The sequence below is a fragment of the Streptomyces antimicrobicus genome (genome assembly GCF_020532625.1).
GTDB lineage: Bacteria > Actinomycetota > Actinomycetes > Streptomycetales > Streptomycetaceae > Streptomyces > Streptomyces antimicrobicus.
In genome coordinates, this window is the sequence record NZ_JAJAUY010000131.1 from 1 (window position 1) to 16,391 (window position 16,391).

Annotated in this window: 17 protein-coding genes; 12 read left to right on the plus strand and 5 right to left on the minus strand. The window is 75.2% G+C overall.

Annotated features, from left to right (window positions below):
- The first annotated feature begins 321 nt into the window (after positions 1-321).
- The 5 genes from LG632_RS24480 (at position 322) to LG632_RS24500 (ending at position 5,203) form a co-directional block, all read left to right on the plus strand.
- Positions 322-1,809, plus strand: coding sequence for an NAD(P)H-hydrate dehydratase (locus tag LG632_RS24480; RefSeq protein WP_226729675.1), 1,488 nt, complete (start codon positions 322-324; stop codon positions 1,807-1,809).
- A 276-nt stretch (positions 1,810-2,085) separates the two neighbouring features.
- Entirely contained in the window at positions 2,086-3,231 is a 1,146-nt protein-coding gene (gene alr, locus LG632_RS24485) for an alanine racemase (RefSeq protein WP_226729676.1), read from the plus strand.
- Entirely contained in the window at positions 3,224-4,405 is a 1,182-nt protein-coding gene (locus LG632_RS24490) for an alpha/beta fold hydrolase (protein ID WP_226729678.1), read from the plus strand. Before alr ends, LG632_RS24490 begins: the two co-directional genes overlap by 8 nt.
- Entirely contained in the window at positions 4,368-4,919 is a 552-nt protein-coding gene (tsaE, locus tag LG632_RS24495; protein ID WP_374203569.1) for a tRNA (adenosine(37)-N6)-threonylcarbamoyltransferase complex ATPase subunit type 1 TsaE, read from the plus strand. The genes LG632_RS24490 and tsaE overlap by 38 nt, the downstream gene beginning before the upstream one ends.
- Positions 4,920-5,032: 113 nt before the next feature.
- Positions 5,033-5,203 carry a hypothetical protein gene (locus tag LG632_RS24500; RefSeq protein WP_226729680.1) on the plus strand — a complete coding sequence of 57 codons (171 nt, stop codon included), beginning with the start codon at positions 5,033-5,035 and terminating at the stop codon, positions 5,201-5,203.
- Between the two features lie 115 nt (positions 5,204-5,318).
- Here the strand turns inward: LG632_RS24500 and LG632_RS24505 are convergent, their stop codons facing one another.
- Positions 5,319-5,885, minus strand: a complete 567-nt coding sequence (locus LG632_RS24505; RefSeq protein ID WP_226729682.1) for a hypothetical protein — start codon at positions 5,883-5,885, stop codon at positions 5,319-5,321.
- Between the two features lie 110 nt (positions 5,886-5,995).
- Between LG632_RS24505 and tsaB the strand changes: the two genes are divergently transcribed.
- The 5 genes from tsaB (at position 5,996) to LG632_RS24530 (ending at position 9,380) form a co-directional block, all read left to right on the plus strand.
- Positions 5,996-6,658, plus strand: a complete 663-nt coding sequence (gene tsaB / locus LG632_RS24510) for a tRNA (adenosine(37)-N6)-threonylcarbamoyltransferase complex dimerization subunit type 1 TsaB (protein ID WP_226729684.1) — start codon at positions 5,996-5,998, stop codon at positions 6,656-6,658.
- A gap of 107 nt (positions 6,659-6,765) precedes the next feature.
- A complete protein-coding gene (rimI, locus tag LG632_RS24515) occupies positions 6,766-7,260 on the plus strand; it encodes a ribosomal protein S18-alanine N-acetyltransferase (RefSeq protein WP_226729704.1) in 495 nt (164 codons plus the stop codon).
- Positions 7,253-8,410, plus strand: a complete 1,158-nt coding sequence (gene tsaD / locus LG632_RS24520) for a tRNA (adenosine(37)-N6)-threonylcarbamoyltransferase complex transferase subunit TsaD (protein WP_226729685.1) — start codon at positions 7,253-7,255, stop codon at positions 8,408-8,410. The genes rimI and tsaD overlap by 8 nt, the downstream gene beginning before the upstream one ends.
- Complete coding sequence (locus tag LG632_RS24525; protein ID WP_226729687.1) at positions 8,407-8,676, plus strand: hypothetical protein; 270 nt, start codon at positions 8,407-8,409, stop codon at positions 8,674-8,676. Before tsaD ends, LG632_RS24525 begins: the two co-directional genes overlap by 4 nt.
- 44 nt (positions 8,677-8,720) lie before the next feature.
- Positions 8,721-9,380, plus strand: a complete 660-nt coding sequence (locus LG632_RS24530; RefSeq protein ID WP_226729690.1) for a hypothetical protein — start codon at positions 8,721-8,723, stop codon at positions 9,378-9,380.
- Here the strand turns inward: LG632_RS24530 and LG632_RS24535 are convergent.
- A complete protein-coding gene (locus LG632_RS24535) occupies positions 9,322-10,506 on the minus strand; it encodes a class I SAM-dependent methyltransferase (protein WP_226729691.1) in 1,185 nt (394 codons plus the stop codon). The two genes, LG632_RS24530 and LG632_RS24535, sit on opposite strands and share 59 nt — an antisense overlap.
- Positions 10,507-10,675: 169 nt before the next feature.
- On the opposite strand from LG632_RS24535, the gene LG632_RS24540 reads away from it, so the two are divergent.
- Positions 10,676-11,542: a polysaccharide deacetylase family protein gene (locus LG632_RS24540; RefSeq protein ID WP_226729693.1), complete on the plus strand. Its 867-nt coding sequence runs from the start codon at positions 10,676-10,678 to the stop codon at positions 11,540-11,542.
- Positions 11,539-12,426, plus strand: coding sequence for a polysaccharide deacetylase family protein (locus LG632_RS24545; RefSeq protein ID WP_226729695.1), 888 nt, complete (start codon positions 11,539-11,541; stop codon positions 12,424-12,426). Before LG632_RS24540 ends, LG632_RS24545 begins: the two co-directional genes overlap by 4 nt.
- Before the next feature lie 4 nt (positions 12,427-12,430).
- Here the strand turns inward: LG632_RS24545 and LG632_RS24550 are convergent, their stop codons facing one another.
- From LG632_RS24550 to LG632_RS24560, 3 genes are all read right to left on the minus strand, one after another.
- Positions 12,431-13,828: an FtsW/RodA/SpoVE family cell cycle protein gene (locus LG632_RS24550; protein ID WP_226729696.1), complete on the minus strand. Its 1,398-nt coding sequence runs from the start codon at positions 13,826-13,828 to the stop codon at positions 12,431-12,433.
- Positions 13,816-15,015: an LCP family protein gene (locus tag LG632_RS24555; protein ID WP_226729698.1), complete on the minus strand. Its 1,200-nt coding sequence runs from the start codon at positions 15,013-15,015 to the stop codon at positions 13,816-13,818. Before LG632_RS24555 ends, LG632_RS24550 begins: the two co-directional genes overlap by 13 nt.
- A gap of 83 nt (positions 15,016-15,098) precedes the next feature.
- The coding region (locus LG632_RS24560) for a sensor histidine kinase (protein WP_308109100.1) at positions 15,099-16,391 on the minus strand (1,293 nt) is incomplete at its 5' end.

The following is a 16,391-nucleotide window of genomic DNA, read 5'->3' on the forward strand; positions in this document are numbered from 1 at the left end:
GGGGGGGGGGGGGGGGGGGGGGGGGGGGGGGGGGGGGCGGGGGGCTCCGGGTGGGGGTGTCCGGGACTGCATGATTTATGGCGGTCCCGGATGATTTCGGATCTCGGGCGGGAGTCACGCCACAAATCACGCTTTACGTCCCGGACACCCCCACCCTGCGCCCCCGTCCCCCAGCCCGGCTGCTCCGTCCCCCTGCGGCCACCTCCGTCCGTCAGTCCGGCCACCTCCGTCCGTCAGTCCGGCCGCCTCCTGTCCCTGCGGGACGTCTCCCTGCTCGGGGCGGGGTGGTGGGGGAGGGGAAGATCGGGGAAGGGTGGGGGCATGCGGAGTGCTTATGGCGTGGAGACGGTGCGGGCGGCGGAGCGGGAGTTGATGGCCCGGTTGCCCGACGGGGCGCTCATGCAGCGTGCCGCGGCCGGGCTGGCGGCCGTCTGTGCCCAGCTGTTGCGCGGGGGTGGTCCGGGACGGCGGCCCGCGCGGCGGAAGGTGGCCGGGGCCCGGGTCGGGGTGCTGGTCGGAGGCGGCGACAACGGCGGGGACGCCCTGTACGCCGGGGCGCGGCTGGCCCGGCGCGGGGCCGGGGTGTACGCCGTGCTCATGGATGCGGGACGGGCCCACGGCGGCGGGCTCGCCGCGTTGCTCGCGGCCGGCGGCCGCGTCGTCGAGCGGCTGCCGGAGCGGCTCGACCTCGTCCTCGACGGCCTCCTCGGCATCGGCGGGCGCGGCGGCCTGCGCCCGGCCGCGGCGGCGCTCGCCGCGCAGGCGGACACCGCCCGGGCCGCGGGCGCGCTGGTCGTCGCCGTGGACCTGCCCAGCGGGGTGGACGCGGACACCGGTGAGGTGGCCGGCGCCGTGGTCGGCGCCGACGTGACCGTCACCTTCGGCGCGTACAAGCCGGGGCTGCTGATCTCGCCGGGTGCGACGTACGCCGGGACGGTACGGCTGGTGGACATCGGCCTGGCCCTGCCCGCCCGGCCGGAGGTGTCGGCGCTCCAGGACGCCGACGTGGCCGGGCTGTTGCCCGTACCCGGCGCGGAGAGCGACAAGTACCGCCGCGGGGTGGTCGGTGTCCTCGCCGGGTCCGGGCAGTACCCGGGCGCGGCGGTCCTGGCGGTGGCCGGGGCGCTGCGCGGCGGTGCCGGGGCCGTCCGGTACGTCGGCCCGGCCGACCAGGCGGTGCTGGCCCGCTTCCCGGAGACGCTGATCGGTACCGGCCGGGTCCAGGCGTGGGTGGCCGGGCCGGGGCTGGGGGACGGCCGGCTGGCCGAGGTCGAACGGCTGCTGGCCTCGGACGTCCCGCTGCTGGTGGACGCGGACGGGCTGCGCGGGCTGTCCCCGGAGGCCCTGCGGCGGCGTACGGCGCCCACCCTGCTGACCCCGCACGCGGGGGAGGCCGCGGCGCTGCTCGGCGTCGACCGCGCCTCGGTCGAGGCGCAACGGCTGCGCCGGGCGCGGGAACTGGCCGAGCGGTACGGCGCGACCGTGCTGCTCAAGGGCTCCACCACGGTGGTGTGCGACCCGGCGGGGCAGGTCCGGGTGAACCCCACCGGTACGCCGTGGCTGGCCACGGCCGGCAGCGGCGACGTGCTGTCGGGCCTGGCCGGCTCCCTCCTGGCCGCGGGCCTGGACCCCCTCGACGCGGCCTCGGCCGCCGCCTACCTCCACGGCCGGGCCGCCCACCACGCGGCCGCCGACGCCCCCGTGACGGCCCAACAGGTCGCCGAAGCCCTCCCCGCGGCCTGGCGCACCACCTCCGAAGCCTCCGGGGCCGGGGGTCGGGCGCGCAGGGTGGGGGTGTCCGGGACGTAAAGGGTGATGTGTGGCGTACTCGCCGCATGCGCTGCGGAACCAGCCGGGACCGCCATAAATCGTGCAGTCCCGGACACCCCCACCCGGAGCCCCCGGCCCCCGGCCCCCCGCGCCACGCCCGGGAGCGGCCGCACCGGCCGCAGGAACGGCCCGGCAGCCAACGCCCGGCCGGCGCCCCGCCCCGCCCCGGGGGCCGACCGCCGCGACATGCGAAACGTGTGGCGTCCGGCGGCCACCCCCCGAAGGCTCGGCCCGGGTTCTGAGAGACTGGGCGCGATGAACGAGACACCGCCGCGCGTGCACGCCGAGATCGATCTTGACGCCGTACGGGGGAACGTGCGCGCGCTGCGCGACCGGGCCCCCCGGTCCGAGCTGATGGCCGTGGTCAAGGCCGACGGCTACGGGCACGGCGCGGTGGCCTGCGCCCGGGCGGCTCTGGAGGCGGGGGCGAGCTGGCTGGGGACCGCCACCCCGCAGGAGGCGCTCGCGCTGCGCGCGGCCGGGATCACCGCGCGGACCCTGTGCTGGCTGTGGACGCCCGGAGGGCCCTGGCGGGAGGCGGTCGAGGCCGACCTCGATGTCGCCGTCAGCGGAATGTGGGCCCTGGACGAGGTGCGCGCCGCCGCCCGGGCCGCCGGACGCACGGCCCGCATCCAGCTCAAGGCCGACACCGGCCTGGGCCGCAACGGCTGCCAGCCCGCCGACTGGGCCGAACTCGTCGGCGCGGCCGTCGCCGCCGAGGCCGAGGGCACCGTCAAGGTCACCGGCCTCTGGTCGCACTTCGCCTGCGCCGACGAACCCGGCCACCCCTCCATCCAGCTCCAGCTGACCGCGTTCCGCGACATGCTCGCCTACGCGGAGAAGGAGGGGATCGAGCCCGAGGTGCGGCACATCGCCAACTCGCCCGCGGTCCTGACCCTTCCCGAGAGCCACTTCGACCTCGTGCGGACCGGGCTCGCGATCTACGGCGTCTCGCCCGCGCCCGAGCTCGGCACCGCCCAGGAGCTGGGCCTGCGGCCCGCCATGACGCTCAAGGCCTCGGTCGCGCTGGTCAAGGAGGTGCCCGGCGGGCACGGCGTCAGCTACGGCCACCACTACGTCACCCCGGCCGGAGGCACCCACCTCGCCCTCGTCCCCGCCGGCTACGCCGACGGCATCCCCCGCCACGCCTCGGGCCGCGGCCCGGTCCTGGTCGGTGGCGCGGTGCGCACGGTGGCCGGGCGGGTGGCCATGGACCAGTTCGTGGTCGACCTCGGGCCCGGCGAGCCCGGCGTCCGCAGCGGGGACGAGGCCGTGCTGTTCGGGCCCGGCGAGCACGGCGAGCCCACCGCCGAGGACTGGGCGCAGGCCTCCGGCACGATCGCGTACGAGATCGTCACCCGCATCGGCGCCCGGGTGCCCCGGGTCCACCTCCATGGCTGAGAACTCGGCGGCCGACACCTGGCGGCGCGCCGGCTGGGCCGGCGCCGCCATCGGCGTGCTGGCCGCCGGCGCCGCGGCGGGCGTGGCCGTCGAGCGGCTCACCGTGGGCCGCGGCATGCGCCGCCAGGCGCGCCTGGCGCTGGACGCCGCCGCGCCCTACGGGTCCCTGCGGGGGACCGAGGGCACGACGCGCGCCGAGGACGGCACCCTGCTGCACCACGAGGTGGACGAGCTCCCGGAGGAGCCGGCCAAGCGGCGCCGGCTGCGCCGCCGCCCCTCCGCCCCCACGGTGATCCTGTGCCACGGCTACTGCCTGAACCAGGACGCCTGGCACTTCCAGCGCGCCGCCCTGCGCGGCCTGGTCCGCGCCGTGTACTGGGACCAGCGCAGCCACGGCCGGTCGGCCCGGGGCCTGGCCCAGGCCGACGGCGAGCCGATCACCATCGACCAGCTGGGCCGCGACCTGAAGGCCGTCATCGACACCACCGCCCCCGAGGGCCCGCTGGTCCTGGTCGGGCACTCCATGGGCGGCATGACGATCATGGCGCTGGCCGAGCAGTTCCCGGAGCTGGTCCGCGACCGGGTCGTGGGCGTGGCCTTCATCGGCACCTCCAGCGGCCGCCTCGACGAGGTCACCTTCGGGCTCCCGGCCGCCGGGATGAACGCCGTGCGCCGGGTGCTGCCGGGCGTGCTCAAGGCCCTCGGCTCGCAGGCGGAGCTGGTGGAACGCGGCCGGCGGGCCACCGCCGACCTGTTCGCCGGCATGATCAAGCGCTACTCGTTCGGCTCGCGCGACGTCGACCCGGCCGTGACCCGGTTCGCCGAACGCCTCATCGAGGCGACCCCGATCGACGTGGTCGCGGAGTTCTACCCCGCCTTCCAGACGCATGACAAGACGGCCGCGCTCGCCCACTTCGCGGACGTGCCGGTCACCGTCGTCGCCGGCGACCGGGACATGATCACCCCGCCCGAGCACAGCGAGGCGATCAAGGCCGCGCTGCCCGGCGCGGAGCTGACGATCCTGGAGAGCACCGGTCACCTGATGACGCTGGAGCGCCCGGAGACCGTCACCGGCCTGCTGATGGACCTGCTCGCGCGCACGGGGGCGGTGCCCGCAGCGACTAACGTTGGCGCGTATGGAAGCACCGCACGCAGCGCACCCCCGAACGGCTGACGCCCAGGCCGGCACCGCGGCCGGCAGCGAGGCCGTCGTCACCGTCGACTCCCCGCAGCGGATGCAGGACCTGGGCCGCCGGATCGCGGCCCTGCTGCGCCCCGGCGACCTCGTCCTGCTCACCGGCGAGCTGGGCGCGGGCAAGACCACGCTGACCCGGGGCCTGGGTGAGGGCCTGGGCGTGCGCGGGGCCGTGACCTCGCCGACGTTCGTCATCGCCCGGGTGCACCCCTCGCTGGTGGACGGCCCGCCGCTGGTGCACGTGGACGCGTACCGGCTCGGCGGCGGCCTGGAGGAGATGGAGGACCTGGACCTCGACGTCTCGCTGCCGGACTCCGTGGTCGTCGTGGAGTGGGGCGACGGCAAGGTGGAGGAGCTGTCGGAGGACCGCCTGCACGTGGTGATCGCGCGTGCGGTCGGCCACGAGGAGGTCCTGGACGACGTGCGCCAGGTGACCCTGCGCGGCGTCGGTGCCCGCTGGGAGAGCGCCGACCTGGCGGGGCTCGCGGGCTGAGGTGCCGACAAGGTGTCGGCAAGATATTGCGCCCGTGCCGGGACGCGTGATGACATGGTACCGAGAGTTGGTTAGGTCTACCTAAGTGCCGCGTCCCGGTCCAGGAGGCAGCCATGTCGGCAGCAGAGCGCGAAGACGTCCCTCGCCCGTCCGCCGTGCCGCCGGGACCGCTGTCGATGCAGGCGCTCCTGGCGTCGTGCGCCGCCGCCACCGCCGTCTCCACCCCACCGCGCACCCCGCCCCGCGACGATCCGCCCGCCCCCCAGGAAGCCGAAGCGGCCTGACCCCGGCCGGAGCCGCCGGCACCCGGCTCCCGCCCCGGCTCGGCGCTGCGGCCCCGTCCGGGATCCGGCCGCCCCGTCCGGGTGAATCTGCCGATCGCGGCGGCGTGCGCCGGTGCTAGGGGACGACGACCACCTTGGTGTTGATCGTCGCGAAGTTCCACAGGGCGTCGCCGTCGGCCCGGCTCATCCGGATGCCGCCGGTCTTCTTGGCCGGGTCCGGCGCCGGCATCTGCCCGTCCGCGCGGGCGCTGAAGCCGATCACCACGCCCTCGCTCAGGGTGAACCGCACGACGTGCTCGACCGCGACCCCGTCGGAGCCGGTGACGGCCCCCGAGCGCGAGCTCACCGCGTACGACCCCGGCTTGGGGTGCACGGTGCTCGGCATGACCGCGAAGCTGCGCGGCTCGGTGCCGGCGGCGCCGACCAGCCACACCCGCTTCTGGCCGACGGAGTAGACCACCCGCGTGCCGGTGCCCGAGTTCTCCGGCACCGGCCCCGGCTTGCCCGGGGCCTGCGGGGCGGTGGGCTGGGCGGGAGCCCCGGCGGCCGGCTGCTGCTGTTGCGGAGCCCCTGCCGCGGGCTTGGCGGGGGCGGTCGCGGACGCCTGGTAGGCGAGGAAGCCGACCGCGGCGAGGGCCACCGCCGTGAGCCCGGCCACGATTCCCGAGCTGCTGCGTGCCACCTTGCTCCACCTTCCCCGGTCTTCCCCTGGATACGTGATCGAAGGTAGCAGCAGGGGCGGGCCCGAACCGGCCGCACCGGGCGCGGTGCGGACAGTCGTAGGCTGTTCGCGTGCTCTTGCTCGCCGTAGATACCGCCACGCCCGCCGTCACCGTCGCCCTGCACGACGGTGCGTCCGTCGTCGCCCACGCCGACCAGGTCGACGCCCGCCGCCACGGGGAGCTGCTGCTGCCCGCCGTGGACAAGGTGCTCGCCGAGGCGGGGGTCAAGCTCGACGCCGTCACCGACATCGTCGTGGGCGTCGGCCCCGGCCCGTACACCGGACTGCGCGTCGGGCTCGTCACCGCCGCCGCCTTCGGCGCCGCGATCGGCGCCCCCGTGCACGGTCTGTGCACCCTCGACGGGCTCGCCCACGCCGCCCAGCAGGCCGGGGTCGAGGGCCCCTTCGTGGTCGCGACCGACGCGCGCCGCAAGGAGGTCTACTGGGCCCGCTACGAGGACGGCCGCACCCGCGTCGGGGAGCCGGCCGTGGACCGTCCGGCGGACATCGCCGAGCAGGTCGCGGGCCTGCCGGCGGTCGGCGCCGGTGCGCTGCTCTACCCGGAGGTCTTCCCCGGCGCCCGGGGGCCCGAGCACCAGTCGGCGGCGGCCCTGGCCTCGCTCGCCGCGGAGCGGCTGGCCGCCGGCGGGACGTTCCTGCCGCCGACCCCGCTCTACCTGCGCCGGCCCGACGCGCAGGTGCCGAAGAACTACAAGGTGGTCACCCCGCAGTGACCGGGTCCGCCCACCCCTCCACCGGCCCGGACCGCGACGCCCGCCCGGCCGGCGACGCCCGCCCGGACCGCGACGCCCGCCCGGCCGACGGCGCCGTGCTGCGCCCGATGCGCTGGTGGGACATCGAGCCCGTGCTGGAACTGGAGCACGAGCTGTTCCCCGAGGACGCCTGGTCCGCGGGCATGTTCTGGTCCGAGCTGGCCCATGCCCGGGGCCCCGGGGCGACCCGCCACTACGTGGTGGCCGAGGACCCCGGGACGGGCCGCCTCGTCGGCTACGCGGGCCTGGCCGCCGCCGGCGACCTGGCCGACGTCCAGACCATCGCGGCCGCCCGCGACCAGTGGGGGACCGGGCTCGGTGCCCGGCTCCTGAAGGACCTGCTGCGTGCCGCCACCGCCTTCGAGTGCGCCGAGGTGCTGCTGGAGGTGCGGGTGGACAACACCCGCGCCCAGAAGCTCTACGAGCGCTTCGGCTTCGAGCCGATCGGCTTCCGGCGCGGCTACTACCAGCCCGGCAACGTCGACGCGCTCGTGATGCGCCTTTCCGATCCGGCCGGCTCCTGCGCCGGCTCTTCTCCCGTACGAAGTGAGAACCATGGCTGACGAACCCCTCGTCCTCGGCATCGAGACCTCCTGCGACGAGACCGGCGTCGGCATCGTCCGCGGCACCACGCTGCTCGCGGACGCGGTCGCGTCGAGCGTCGACGAGCACGCCCGCTTCGGCGGCGTCGTCCCCGAGGTCGCCTCCCGGGCCCATCTGGAGGCGATGGTCCCGACCATCGAGCGCGCCCTGAAGGAGGCCGGGGTCAGCGCCAAGGACCTCGACGGCATCGCGGTCACCGCCGGCCCGGGCCTGGCCGGTGCGCTGCTGGTCGGCGTCTCGGCGGCCAAGGCGTACGCGTACGCGCTCGGCAAGCCCCTGTACGGCGTCAACCACCTGGCCTCGCACATCTGCGTGGACCAGCTGGAGCACGGGCCGCTGCCCGAGCCCACCATGGCGCTGCTGGTCTCCGGCGGCCACTCCTCGCTGCTGCTGGCCCCGGACATCACCTCCGACGTCCGGCCGCTGGGCGCGACCATCGACGACGCGGCGGGCGAGGCCTTCGACAAGATCGCCCGGGTGCTGAACCTGGGCTTCCCCGGCGGCCCGGTCATCGACCGGCTGGCCAAGGAGGGCGACCCGCACGCGATCGCGTTCCCGCGCGGGCTGACCGGGCCGCGCGACCCCGCGTACGACTTCTCCTTCTCCGGGCTCAAGACGGCCGTGGCGCGCTGGATCGAGGCCAAGCGCAACGCGGGCGAGGACGTGCCGGTGCGCGACGTCGCGGCGTCCTTCCAGGAGGCCGTGGTGGACGTGCTCACCCGCAAGGCGATCCGCGCCTGCAAGGACGAGGGCGTCGACCACCTGATGATCGGCGGGGGTGTGGCCGCCAACTCCCGGCTGCGGGCGCTGGCGCAGGAGCGCTGCGACGACGCCGGCATCGTGCTGCGGGTGCCGCGGCCGAAGCTGTGCACCGACAACGGCGCGATGGTTGCGGCGCTGGGCGCCGAGATGGTCAAGCGCAACCGGGCCGCGTCCGCCTGGGACCTGTCCGCCGACTCCTCGCTGCCGGTGACGGACCCGCACGTGCCGGGCGAGCGGCACGAGCACGCCGACGCGGACGGGTCCGCGCACGGCCACTCCCACGGCCACGGCGCTGCGCACGACCACGACCACGTGCACGAGCTCAGCAAGGACAACCTCTACTCATGAGCACGACGGTCACCCTGATGTGGGAGGCCCGGGCGGTCGCCGGCCGGGGCGCGGAGCTGCTGGAGTGGGCCCGCGCCCAGGTGCTGGCCAGGGAGCCGCTGCGCCGGGAGACCTTCCGCGCCCCGCAGGACCGGGTCCTCGTGCTCACCTGGTGGGAGGTCGACGGGCCGGCCGCGGAGCTGCCCGAACTCCCCGAGCCCGACCGGGACCTGATCACCCGTCCGGTGCACCGCTGGCGCTTCGAGTCGGTCGAGACCCTGACCTGACGGGGCGGCCGCCCGGGGCGGCGGGCCCCGTTATGGTCATGAGCATGCCTCGTCGTGACCTGCCGCCCCCGCCGCCGCCCGCGCACCTGCGCGGCCGGCTGGACGAGACCGCCGTACGGGCCGACCGGGCACGGTTCCTCAGGGAGCTCGGGCGGCAGGAGCTGGGGCCGGGGCGGCTCGTGCTGCTCTGGGCGGTCGCGGCCGTGGTGGCGCTGGGCTGGTCCTGCGTGGGCCTGGCCCTGATGTCGTTCGAGCAGGACCGCCGCCTGGAGGACCTGGTCGGGGTGGTCTACGCCGTCCTGGGCGCCGGGGTCCTGGTGCCCGCCGGGTTCTGGTTCGCCTGGGGCGCGCGGCGCGACCGCCAGGTGCGCCGGCTGCTGTCCGCGTGGGCCGCCGCCGCACCCGACCCCGTCGCCGACGGCCCGCTGCGCGCGCCGGGACGGAGCCTGGCCTGGCTGCTGGTGTCGTGCGTGCCGGGCGCGGCCGGGCTCTGGCTGGCGCTCGGGACCGCGCTGCGCGCCCGGCCGGGCGTGACGACGTACGGCGAGGTCACCTACCTGATGGGCCTGGGGACGATCCTGTGGCTCACCGGGCTGCTGGGCGCCGCCAAGGCGGCCGCCCACTACCGCTGGGCGCTGCGCGTCCTCACGCCCCGGGCGCCGGGGCGCCGATCAGCATCGACGGAGCACCTGCCACCCGGGTGAGGAAGACGGTCGCCGCGTTCGGGCCCTGCGGCTTGACCTTGCGGCGCAGTTCCTCCGGCTCGATCGCCGAGCCCCGCTTCTTGACGGTCAGCACCCCCACCTCGCGCTCGCGCAGCAGCGCCTTGAGCCTCTTGAGGTTGAAGGGCAGCACGTCGGTGATCTCGTACGCGGTGGCGTACGGCGTGGCCCGCAGCTCGTCGGCGGTGACGTAGGCGATGGTCGGGTCGATCAGCCGGCCGCCCAGCTCGGCCGCCACCTCGGCGACGAGGTGGGCCCGGATGACCGCGCCGTCGGGCTCGTAGAGGTAGCGGCCGACGGGACCCGCCTGCGGGTCGGGCAGCGGCTCGGTGGTGTGCAGGGTGCGCGGGCCGGGCAGCAGGGTCGCGCGGACGGCGCCGGGCGTGGTGCCGAACCACAGCACCGCCTCCTTCACGTCCCCGCCGTCGGAGATCCACTCGGCCTCCGCCTCGGCCGGGACCGCCTCGTGCGGGATCCCGGGGGCGATCTTGATCGCCGCGTACCGCGCCGTGCGGGCGGCGCCGACCGCCCAGGACAGCGGCGGGGAGTACGCCTCGGGGTCGAAGGTGCGCCCGCCCGTGCGCCCGCCGCGCCGGGCCGGGTCGAGGAAGACGGCGTCGAAGCCGGCCGTGTCCACCTCGGTCACGTCCGCCTCGCGCACCTCGATCAGGTCGGCGAGGCCGAGCGCCTCGGCGTTGGCCCGGGCGACGGCGACGGTCAGCGGGTCCCGGTCCACGGCCAGCACCCGGATGCCGGCCCGGGCGAGCGCGACGGCGTCGCCGCCGATGCCGCAGCACAGGTCGGCCAGCGTCCGTACGCCGAGCGCGGCGAGCCGCCCCGCGCGGTACGTCGCCACGGCGGCCCGGGTGGCCATCTCGGCGCCGCCGGGCGTGAAGTACATGCGGTACGCGTCCTCGGCGCCGAACTTCGCCACCGCCCGCTGTCGCAGCCGGGCCTGGCCGAGGGCCGCGGAGACCAGCCCGGCGGGGTGCTCGCGGCGCAGCCGGGTGGCCACGGCGAGTTCCTGGGCGGGGTCGTAGTCGCGCAGGGAGTCGAGCAGGGCGCGGCCTTCGGGGGTGAGCAGGGCGGCGAAGTCGTGGTGGTTCACCGGTTCATTGTCGGCCAGTCGGTGGAAGTGCGCGGCGCCGTGCGCGGTGTCGGCGCGGAACGGGCGGGGGCGGCTGACACCATCCGCAACTATGCAGCTAGTAGGAAAAACGGAACAAAATACGCGGGATGCGGCCCCCCGGCCGGCCCGCCGGTCCGCCCGCCTGGGCATGGCGGCCCTGGCCGCGCTCGTGGTCGCCGCCCTCGCCACCGGCTGCGGCTCCTCCGAGCCGGCCGGGCCCGCCCAGCAGCCGCCGAAGCCCAAGGCCGGCGGCCAGGCCGGCGGCGCCGTCGACCAGGCCGCCCGGCTCAAGGCGGCCCAGCAGGCGCGCGTCGCGGCCGCCAAGAAGTGGGGCCTGGCCAAGGTGCCGCTGGCCGCGCCGCCGGCGCCGAAGGAGAAGCCGGAGATCACCGCCAGCGAGGGCTTCGAGGTCGAGGACCAGGAGAACCTGCCGCCGGTGTTCACCACCGTGCCGACCGAGGACAAGGTCGTCTTCCTCACGGTCGACGACGGGGCCGAGAAGGACCCGCAGTTCGTGAAGATGATGCAGGAGCTGCAGATCCCCTACACGGCGTTCCTCAGCGACTACCTCGTGCGCGACAACTACAAGTACTTCAAGGACATGCAGGCCACGGGCGTCTCGCTGAACAACCACACGCTCAACCACCGGTACATGCCGGGCCTGTCGTACGAGAAGCAGCGCCGCGAGATCTGCGGTCAGCAGGAGACCCTCCGCAAGGAGTTCGGCAAGCTCCCGACCCTCTTCCGGCCGCCGTACGGCAACTACAACGAGGACACGCTGCGCGCCGCCAAGTCCTGCGGGATCAAGTACGTCCCGATCTGGAACGCGGAAGCATTTCCCGACAAGATGGAATACCGGCAGTGGGACCGCGACCTGCACCCGGGGGACATCATCCTCACGCACTTCCGCGGGCGTGAGGACTGGAAGGGCACCATGCCCGACATGGTCCGTCAGGTCATGAAGACCGTGACGGACAAGGGATACGCCGTGGCACGGCTGGAGGACTACCTGTGAGGAACGCGCGCCGGTCGCTGGCCGGGACGCTGACGGCCGGCGCGCTCGCGCTCGCCCTGGCGGGGTGCGGGGAGAGCGTGGACCCGATCGAGCGGCTGGGCCGCCAGACGAGCCAGGAGGTCCAGGGCGCCGGGCCCTCGGCGAGCCCGAAGCCCGGCCCCTCCGGTTCCCCCTCGGCCCCGTCCGCGGCGGACGAGGCGTACAAGAAGTGGGGCCTGACCCGGCCGCTGGAGTTCGCCCCCCGGCCGGCGGCCCGGCCGAACCTGCCGCACGCCGGGCCGGGGAAGGTCCCGGTGGTCGACCGAATACCCCTGCCGGCCGGCGAGAAGACCGTCTTCCTGACCTTCGACGACGGCGCCGAGAAGGACCCCGAGTTCCTGAGGATGGCGGCCGACCTGAAGCTGCCGATCAGCATGTTCCTGACGGACAGCGTGGCCTCGTCGGACTACGGCCACTTCCAGAAGCTGCGCGACACGGGCGCGGGCAGCGTCGTCAACAACCACACGCTGACCCACCCGAACCTGCGCACCCTGCCGTACGCGGCGCAGAAGAAGGAGCTGTGCGGTCAGCAGGACCGCCTCCAGCAGCGCTTCGGTGAACGCCCCCGGCTCTTCCGCCCGCCGTACGGCAACTACAACGACGACACCCTGCGCGCCGCCTCCGAGTGCGGCGTCTCCGCGCTCGTCCTGTGGAAGGTGTCGATGCAGATCAACAACTTCCAGTACGCCGAGGGCGGCGCCCTGAGACCCGGCGACATCATCCTGGCCCACTTCCGCGGCCCGTCGGAGCTCAAGGGCACCACGGAGACCGAGATGACGACCCGCATGCTCCGGCACATCCAGGAGCAGGGCTTCCGGATCGGGCGCCTGGAGGACTACTTGTAGCCCCTCACGCCACGAGCGCGGCCGGCGGCTCGTGCACCGGGGTCCGGGCGTCGGCCTCGCGGCTGCGCTCGGCGCTGTCGCTGATGCGCAGCAGCAGGGCGATCATGATCCAGTTGGCCAGCAGGGACGAGCCGCCGCTCGCCAGGAACGGGATCGCCTTGCCGGTCAGGGGGATCAGCCCCGTCACGCCGCCCGCGACGATGAAGACCTGCAGGGCCAGGCCCGCCGAGAGCCCGACCGCCAGCAGCTTGCCGAACGGGTCGCGGGCGCCCAGGGCCATCCGCAGGCCCCGCTGGACCAGCAGGCCGTACAGCAGCAGGACCACCATCAGCCCGGCCAGCCCGAGCTCCTCGCCGACCGAGGTCAGGATGAAGTCGCTGCGCCCGGCGAACTTGATCATCTCTGGCGAGCCCTGCCCCAGTCCGGTGCCGGTGATGCCGCCGGTGCCGAGGCTGAACAGGGCCTGGGCGGACTGCTCGGAGGTGAGGCCGGGCGGCCGCTGGCCCTCCGGCAGGAAGATGCCCATCGGGTTGAGCCACGCCTGCACGCGGTTCTTCACGTGCGGCTCGGTCGAGCCGACCACGAACGCGCCCAGCGACGCCATCAGCAGACCCGTCACGATCCAGCTCGTCCGCTCGGTCGCGACGTAGAGCATGACCACGAACACGCCGAAGAACAGCAGCGAGGTGCCGAGGTCGCGCTCGAAGACGAGGACGAGCAGGGAGACGATCCACACCGTGATGATCGGGCCCAGCTGCCGCATCGGCGGCATCCGCATGCCGAGGAACCTGCGGCCGGCCAGCGCCAGCGTGTCGCGGTGGACGACGAGGTAGCCGGCGAAGAACACCGCGATCATGATCTTCACGAACTCGCCGGGCTGGAGCGACATCCCGGCGATGATGATCCACCGCTTCGCGCCGTAGGTGTCCGCGCCGAAGAACGCCGGGGCGATCAGCAGCACCAGCGCGACGGCCATCGTGATGTAGATGAAGCGCTGCAGGTACCGGTGGTCGCGCAGCAGCGCCACCACCCCCAGGCACGCACCGACCCCCACCACCGACCACAGCAGCTGACCGGGCGCGACCGCGTCGGAGCCGTACCGCTCCAGGTAGCCCTGGTCCAGCCGGTGCAGCAGCACCAGCCCCAGACCCGTCAGCAGCATCGCCAGGGGCAGCACCAGCGGGTCGGCGTACGCGGCGAACCGGCGTACGCCGAGGTGGGCCACCAGGGACAGCAGGGTCATGCTGACGGCGAAGCCGGCCAGGTTCTCGGGGAGCACCCCGTTCATGGCCAGGCCCGCGCTCGCGTGCCCGAGGACGGTGATCGCGACGACGAACAGCAGCAGCAGCGCCTCGGTACGGCGGCGGGCGCCCGCCGCCGTGAGCGGCCTCAGTCCACGCACGGGACGCCGCCGCCGTCGAGGGCGGTCCCGCCGGTCCCCCTCGGGGAGGGCGGCGCGGGCGGCGGTGAGGAGGATGCGGCGCCCGGTGCTGCGGGGGTCGGGGAAGCCTTCGGCCCGATCTGGTCGGCAATGAGGCGCTTTATCTTCATATCGTCTACGACGTTGATGTCCTCCCCATGGTTCCTTGCGAACCGCTCCACGGGAAGGGTCGTGAAGTCCACCCGGCCCCCCGACAGGTTCCGCGCCTGCTCGACGAACGACAGCAGGTCCCAGCCCTCGTCCGTCACCAGGTCCTGCTTCGCGGTGTCGATCAGCCGCACCAGCCGGCCCGGATCGGTGAAGGTCCCGCCCTGGTTCAGCCGGTACGTCGCCCCCGCCAGGAACGCCTGCTGCCGCCGGGTGCGGTCCAGGTCGCCCCGGGCCAGGCCGTGCCGCTGCCGGACGAACGCCAGCGCCTGCCGCCCGTCGAGGACCTGCCGCCCGGCGGGGAGGTCCGCGCCCGACCAGGCGTCCTCGACCGGGCGTTTCAGGCACACCGGTACGCCGCCCAGCGCGTCGGCCAGGTGGAGGAAACCGGCCAGGTTCACCTCGGCGAAGTGGTCGATCGGCGCGCCCAGGAACGCCCGTACCGTCTCGATCTCCGCCCTGCGGCCCGCCTCCCGGCCTTCGTGCTCCAGCTGCCGGCGGTCCTGGACCCCCTGGGCCGAGAGCTCCTCCTCCCGCTTCGCCTTCGCCAGTCCGTACGCCTTCTTGATCTTGTCCTTGCCGGTGACGCCCGGCACGCCCTTGAGCTCGACGAAGTCGTCGCGGGGCACCGAGAACGCCGTGGCCCGGCTGCCGTCGGCCGGGACGTGCAGCAGGATCAAGGTGTTGGTGTTGTAGCCGCCGATGTCGGAGCTGCCCGCGTGCAGCTTGTCCAGGACGTCGTCCGGCAGGGGCTCGCCGTTGCGGTCGCGCCGGCTGTCCAGGCCCATCAGGAGGATGTTCACGTCGCCGCCCTCGGACTTCTGCGCGCCGCGCAGGGCCCGGGAGCTGCCGATCGTGCCGGCCAGGTCGTCGTAGAGGTACCAGGCGGTGGCGCCGGCCAGCACCGCCAGTACGCAGGTGCCGGCCAGCAGGGCGCGGCCGGCACGGCGCCGGCCGCGCCCTGCGGTCCGGTCGGTCGTCTTCCTTCGCTGCCCGCTCATGTCCGTCGATGCTGGGGCGGCGGCCCTGAAGGAAGGCTGAGGATCCTGAAGGCGGCTTCAGGAGGCCGGGGGCCGCGTGCCGGTCATCGGGGGAGGCGGAGGACCAGACGGGCTCCGGGCGTCGGGGGGTGGGCCGCCGTCAGGGTGCCGTGGTGGGTGCGGGCGATCTCCCGGGCGATGGACAGGCCCAGGCCCGCGCCGCCGCCGGCGCGGGCGCGGTCGGGGTCCAGGCGGACGAAGCGCTCGAAGACCCGCTCGCGGTCGGCCTCCGGGATGCCGGGGCCGTCGTCGGTGACCTCCAGGACCGGTGCCCCTGTCCCGTCGTCGCGGTACGCCCGTACGACGACCTCGCCGCGGGCGTGCCGCACGGCGTTGTCGACCAGGTTGGCCAGCGCCCGTGCCAGGCGCTCGGGGTCGCCCGAGGCCGGGACCGGCGCCGGGGCGTCCAGCCGGAGCCGGACGCGGGCGGGGCCGCGCCGGGCCAGGTCCTCGGCGGCCAGCAGCGCCAGGTCGACCGGTTCGGCGCGCGGTGGCGCGGCCGGGCCGTCCAGCCGGGCCAGGAGCAGCAGGTCGGCCGCGATCCGCTGGAGCCGCTCGGTGTCGGCGAGGGCGGCGGCGACCGACTCGCGGTCGGGATCGGCCAGGGCCACCTCCAGCCGGGACCGGACCGCGGCCAGCGGATTGCGCAGCTCGTGCGAGGCGTCGGCGGTGAACTGCCGCTGCCGCGCGTCGGCGGCGGCCAGCCGGTCGAGCGTGGCGTTGACCGTCCGGGCGAGCCCGGCGATCTCGTCGGCCCCGCCCGGGTCGGGCACCCGCCGGTCGAGCGCCCCGGCGGTGACGGCGGCCAGCTCGGTCCGGATCGCGGTGACGGGCCGCAGCGCCCGCCCGGTCACCCACCGGCCGAGGACGGCGGCGAACGCGATCAGCGGCGGGGCCCCGGCCAGCAGGCCGGCTCCGACGGCCCGGGTCGCGTCGTCCACGTCGCCGAGCACCGTCATCGCGTACACCAGGTGCGGGTCGTGGGCCCCGGGTGGGCCGGGTGCGTCGACGACCACCACCACGCGCCGTTCCCCGCCCGGCCGTGCGGGCGGCAGCACGGCGGAGCGGGAGTCGTCGCCGGCCTCGGGGCGCAGCGCGTCGGGGCCGGGCAGCCCGGAGCCGTCCCCGCTGGCGGCCACCGTCCGCCCGCGGGCGTCGCGTACGAGGACCAGGTCGACCCCGCCGTCGGGCGCGGGCAGGCGTCCGTCGGCCGGCAGGGCCCGGCCGTCGGCCAGGACGGCCGCCTTGCGGGCGGCGAGCTCGGTGCGGCCGGTGGTGGTCTCCAGCAGGTTGCCGCGCAGCAGGGCGTGCAGCCACAGCCCGCCGGCGGCGAGCAC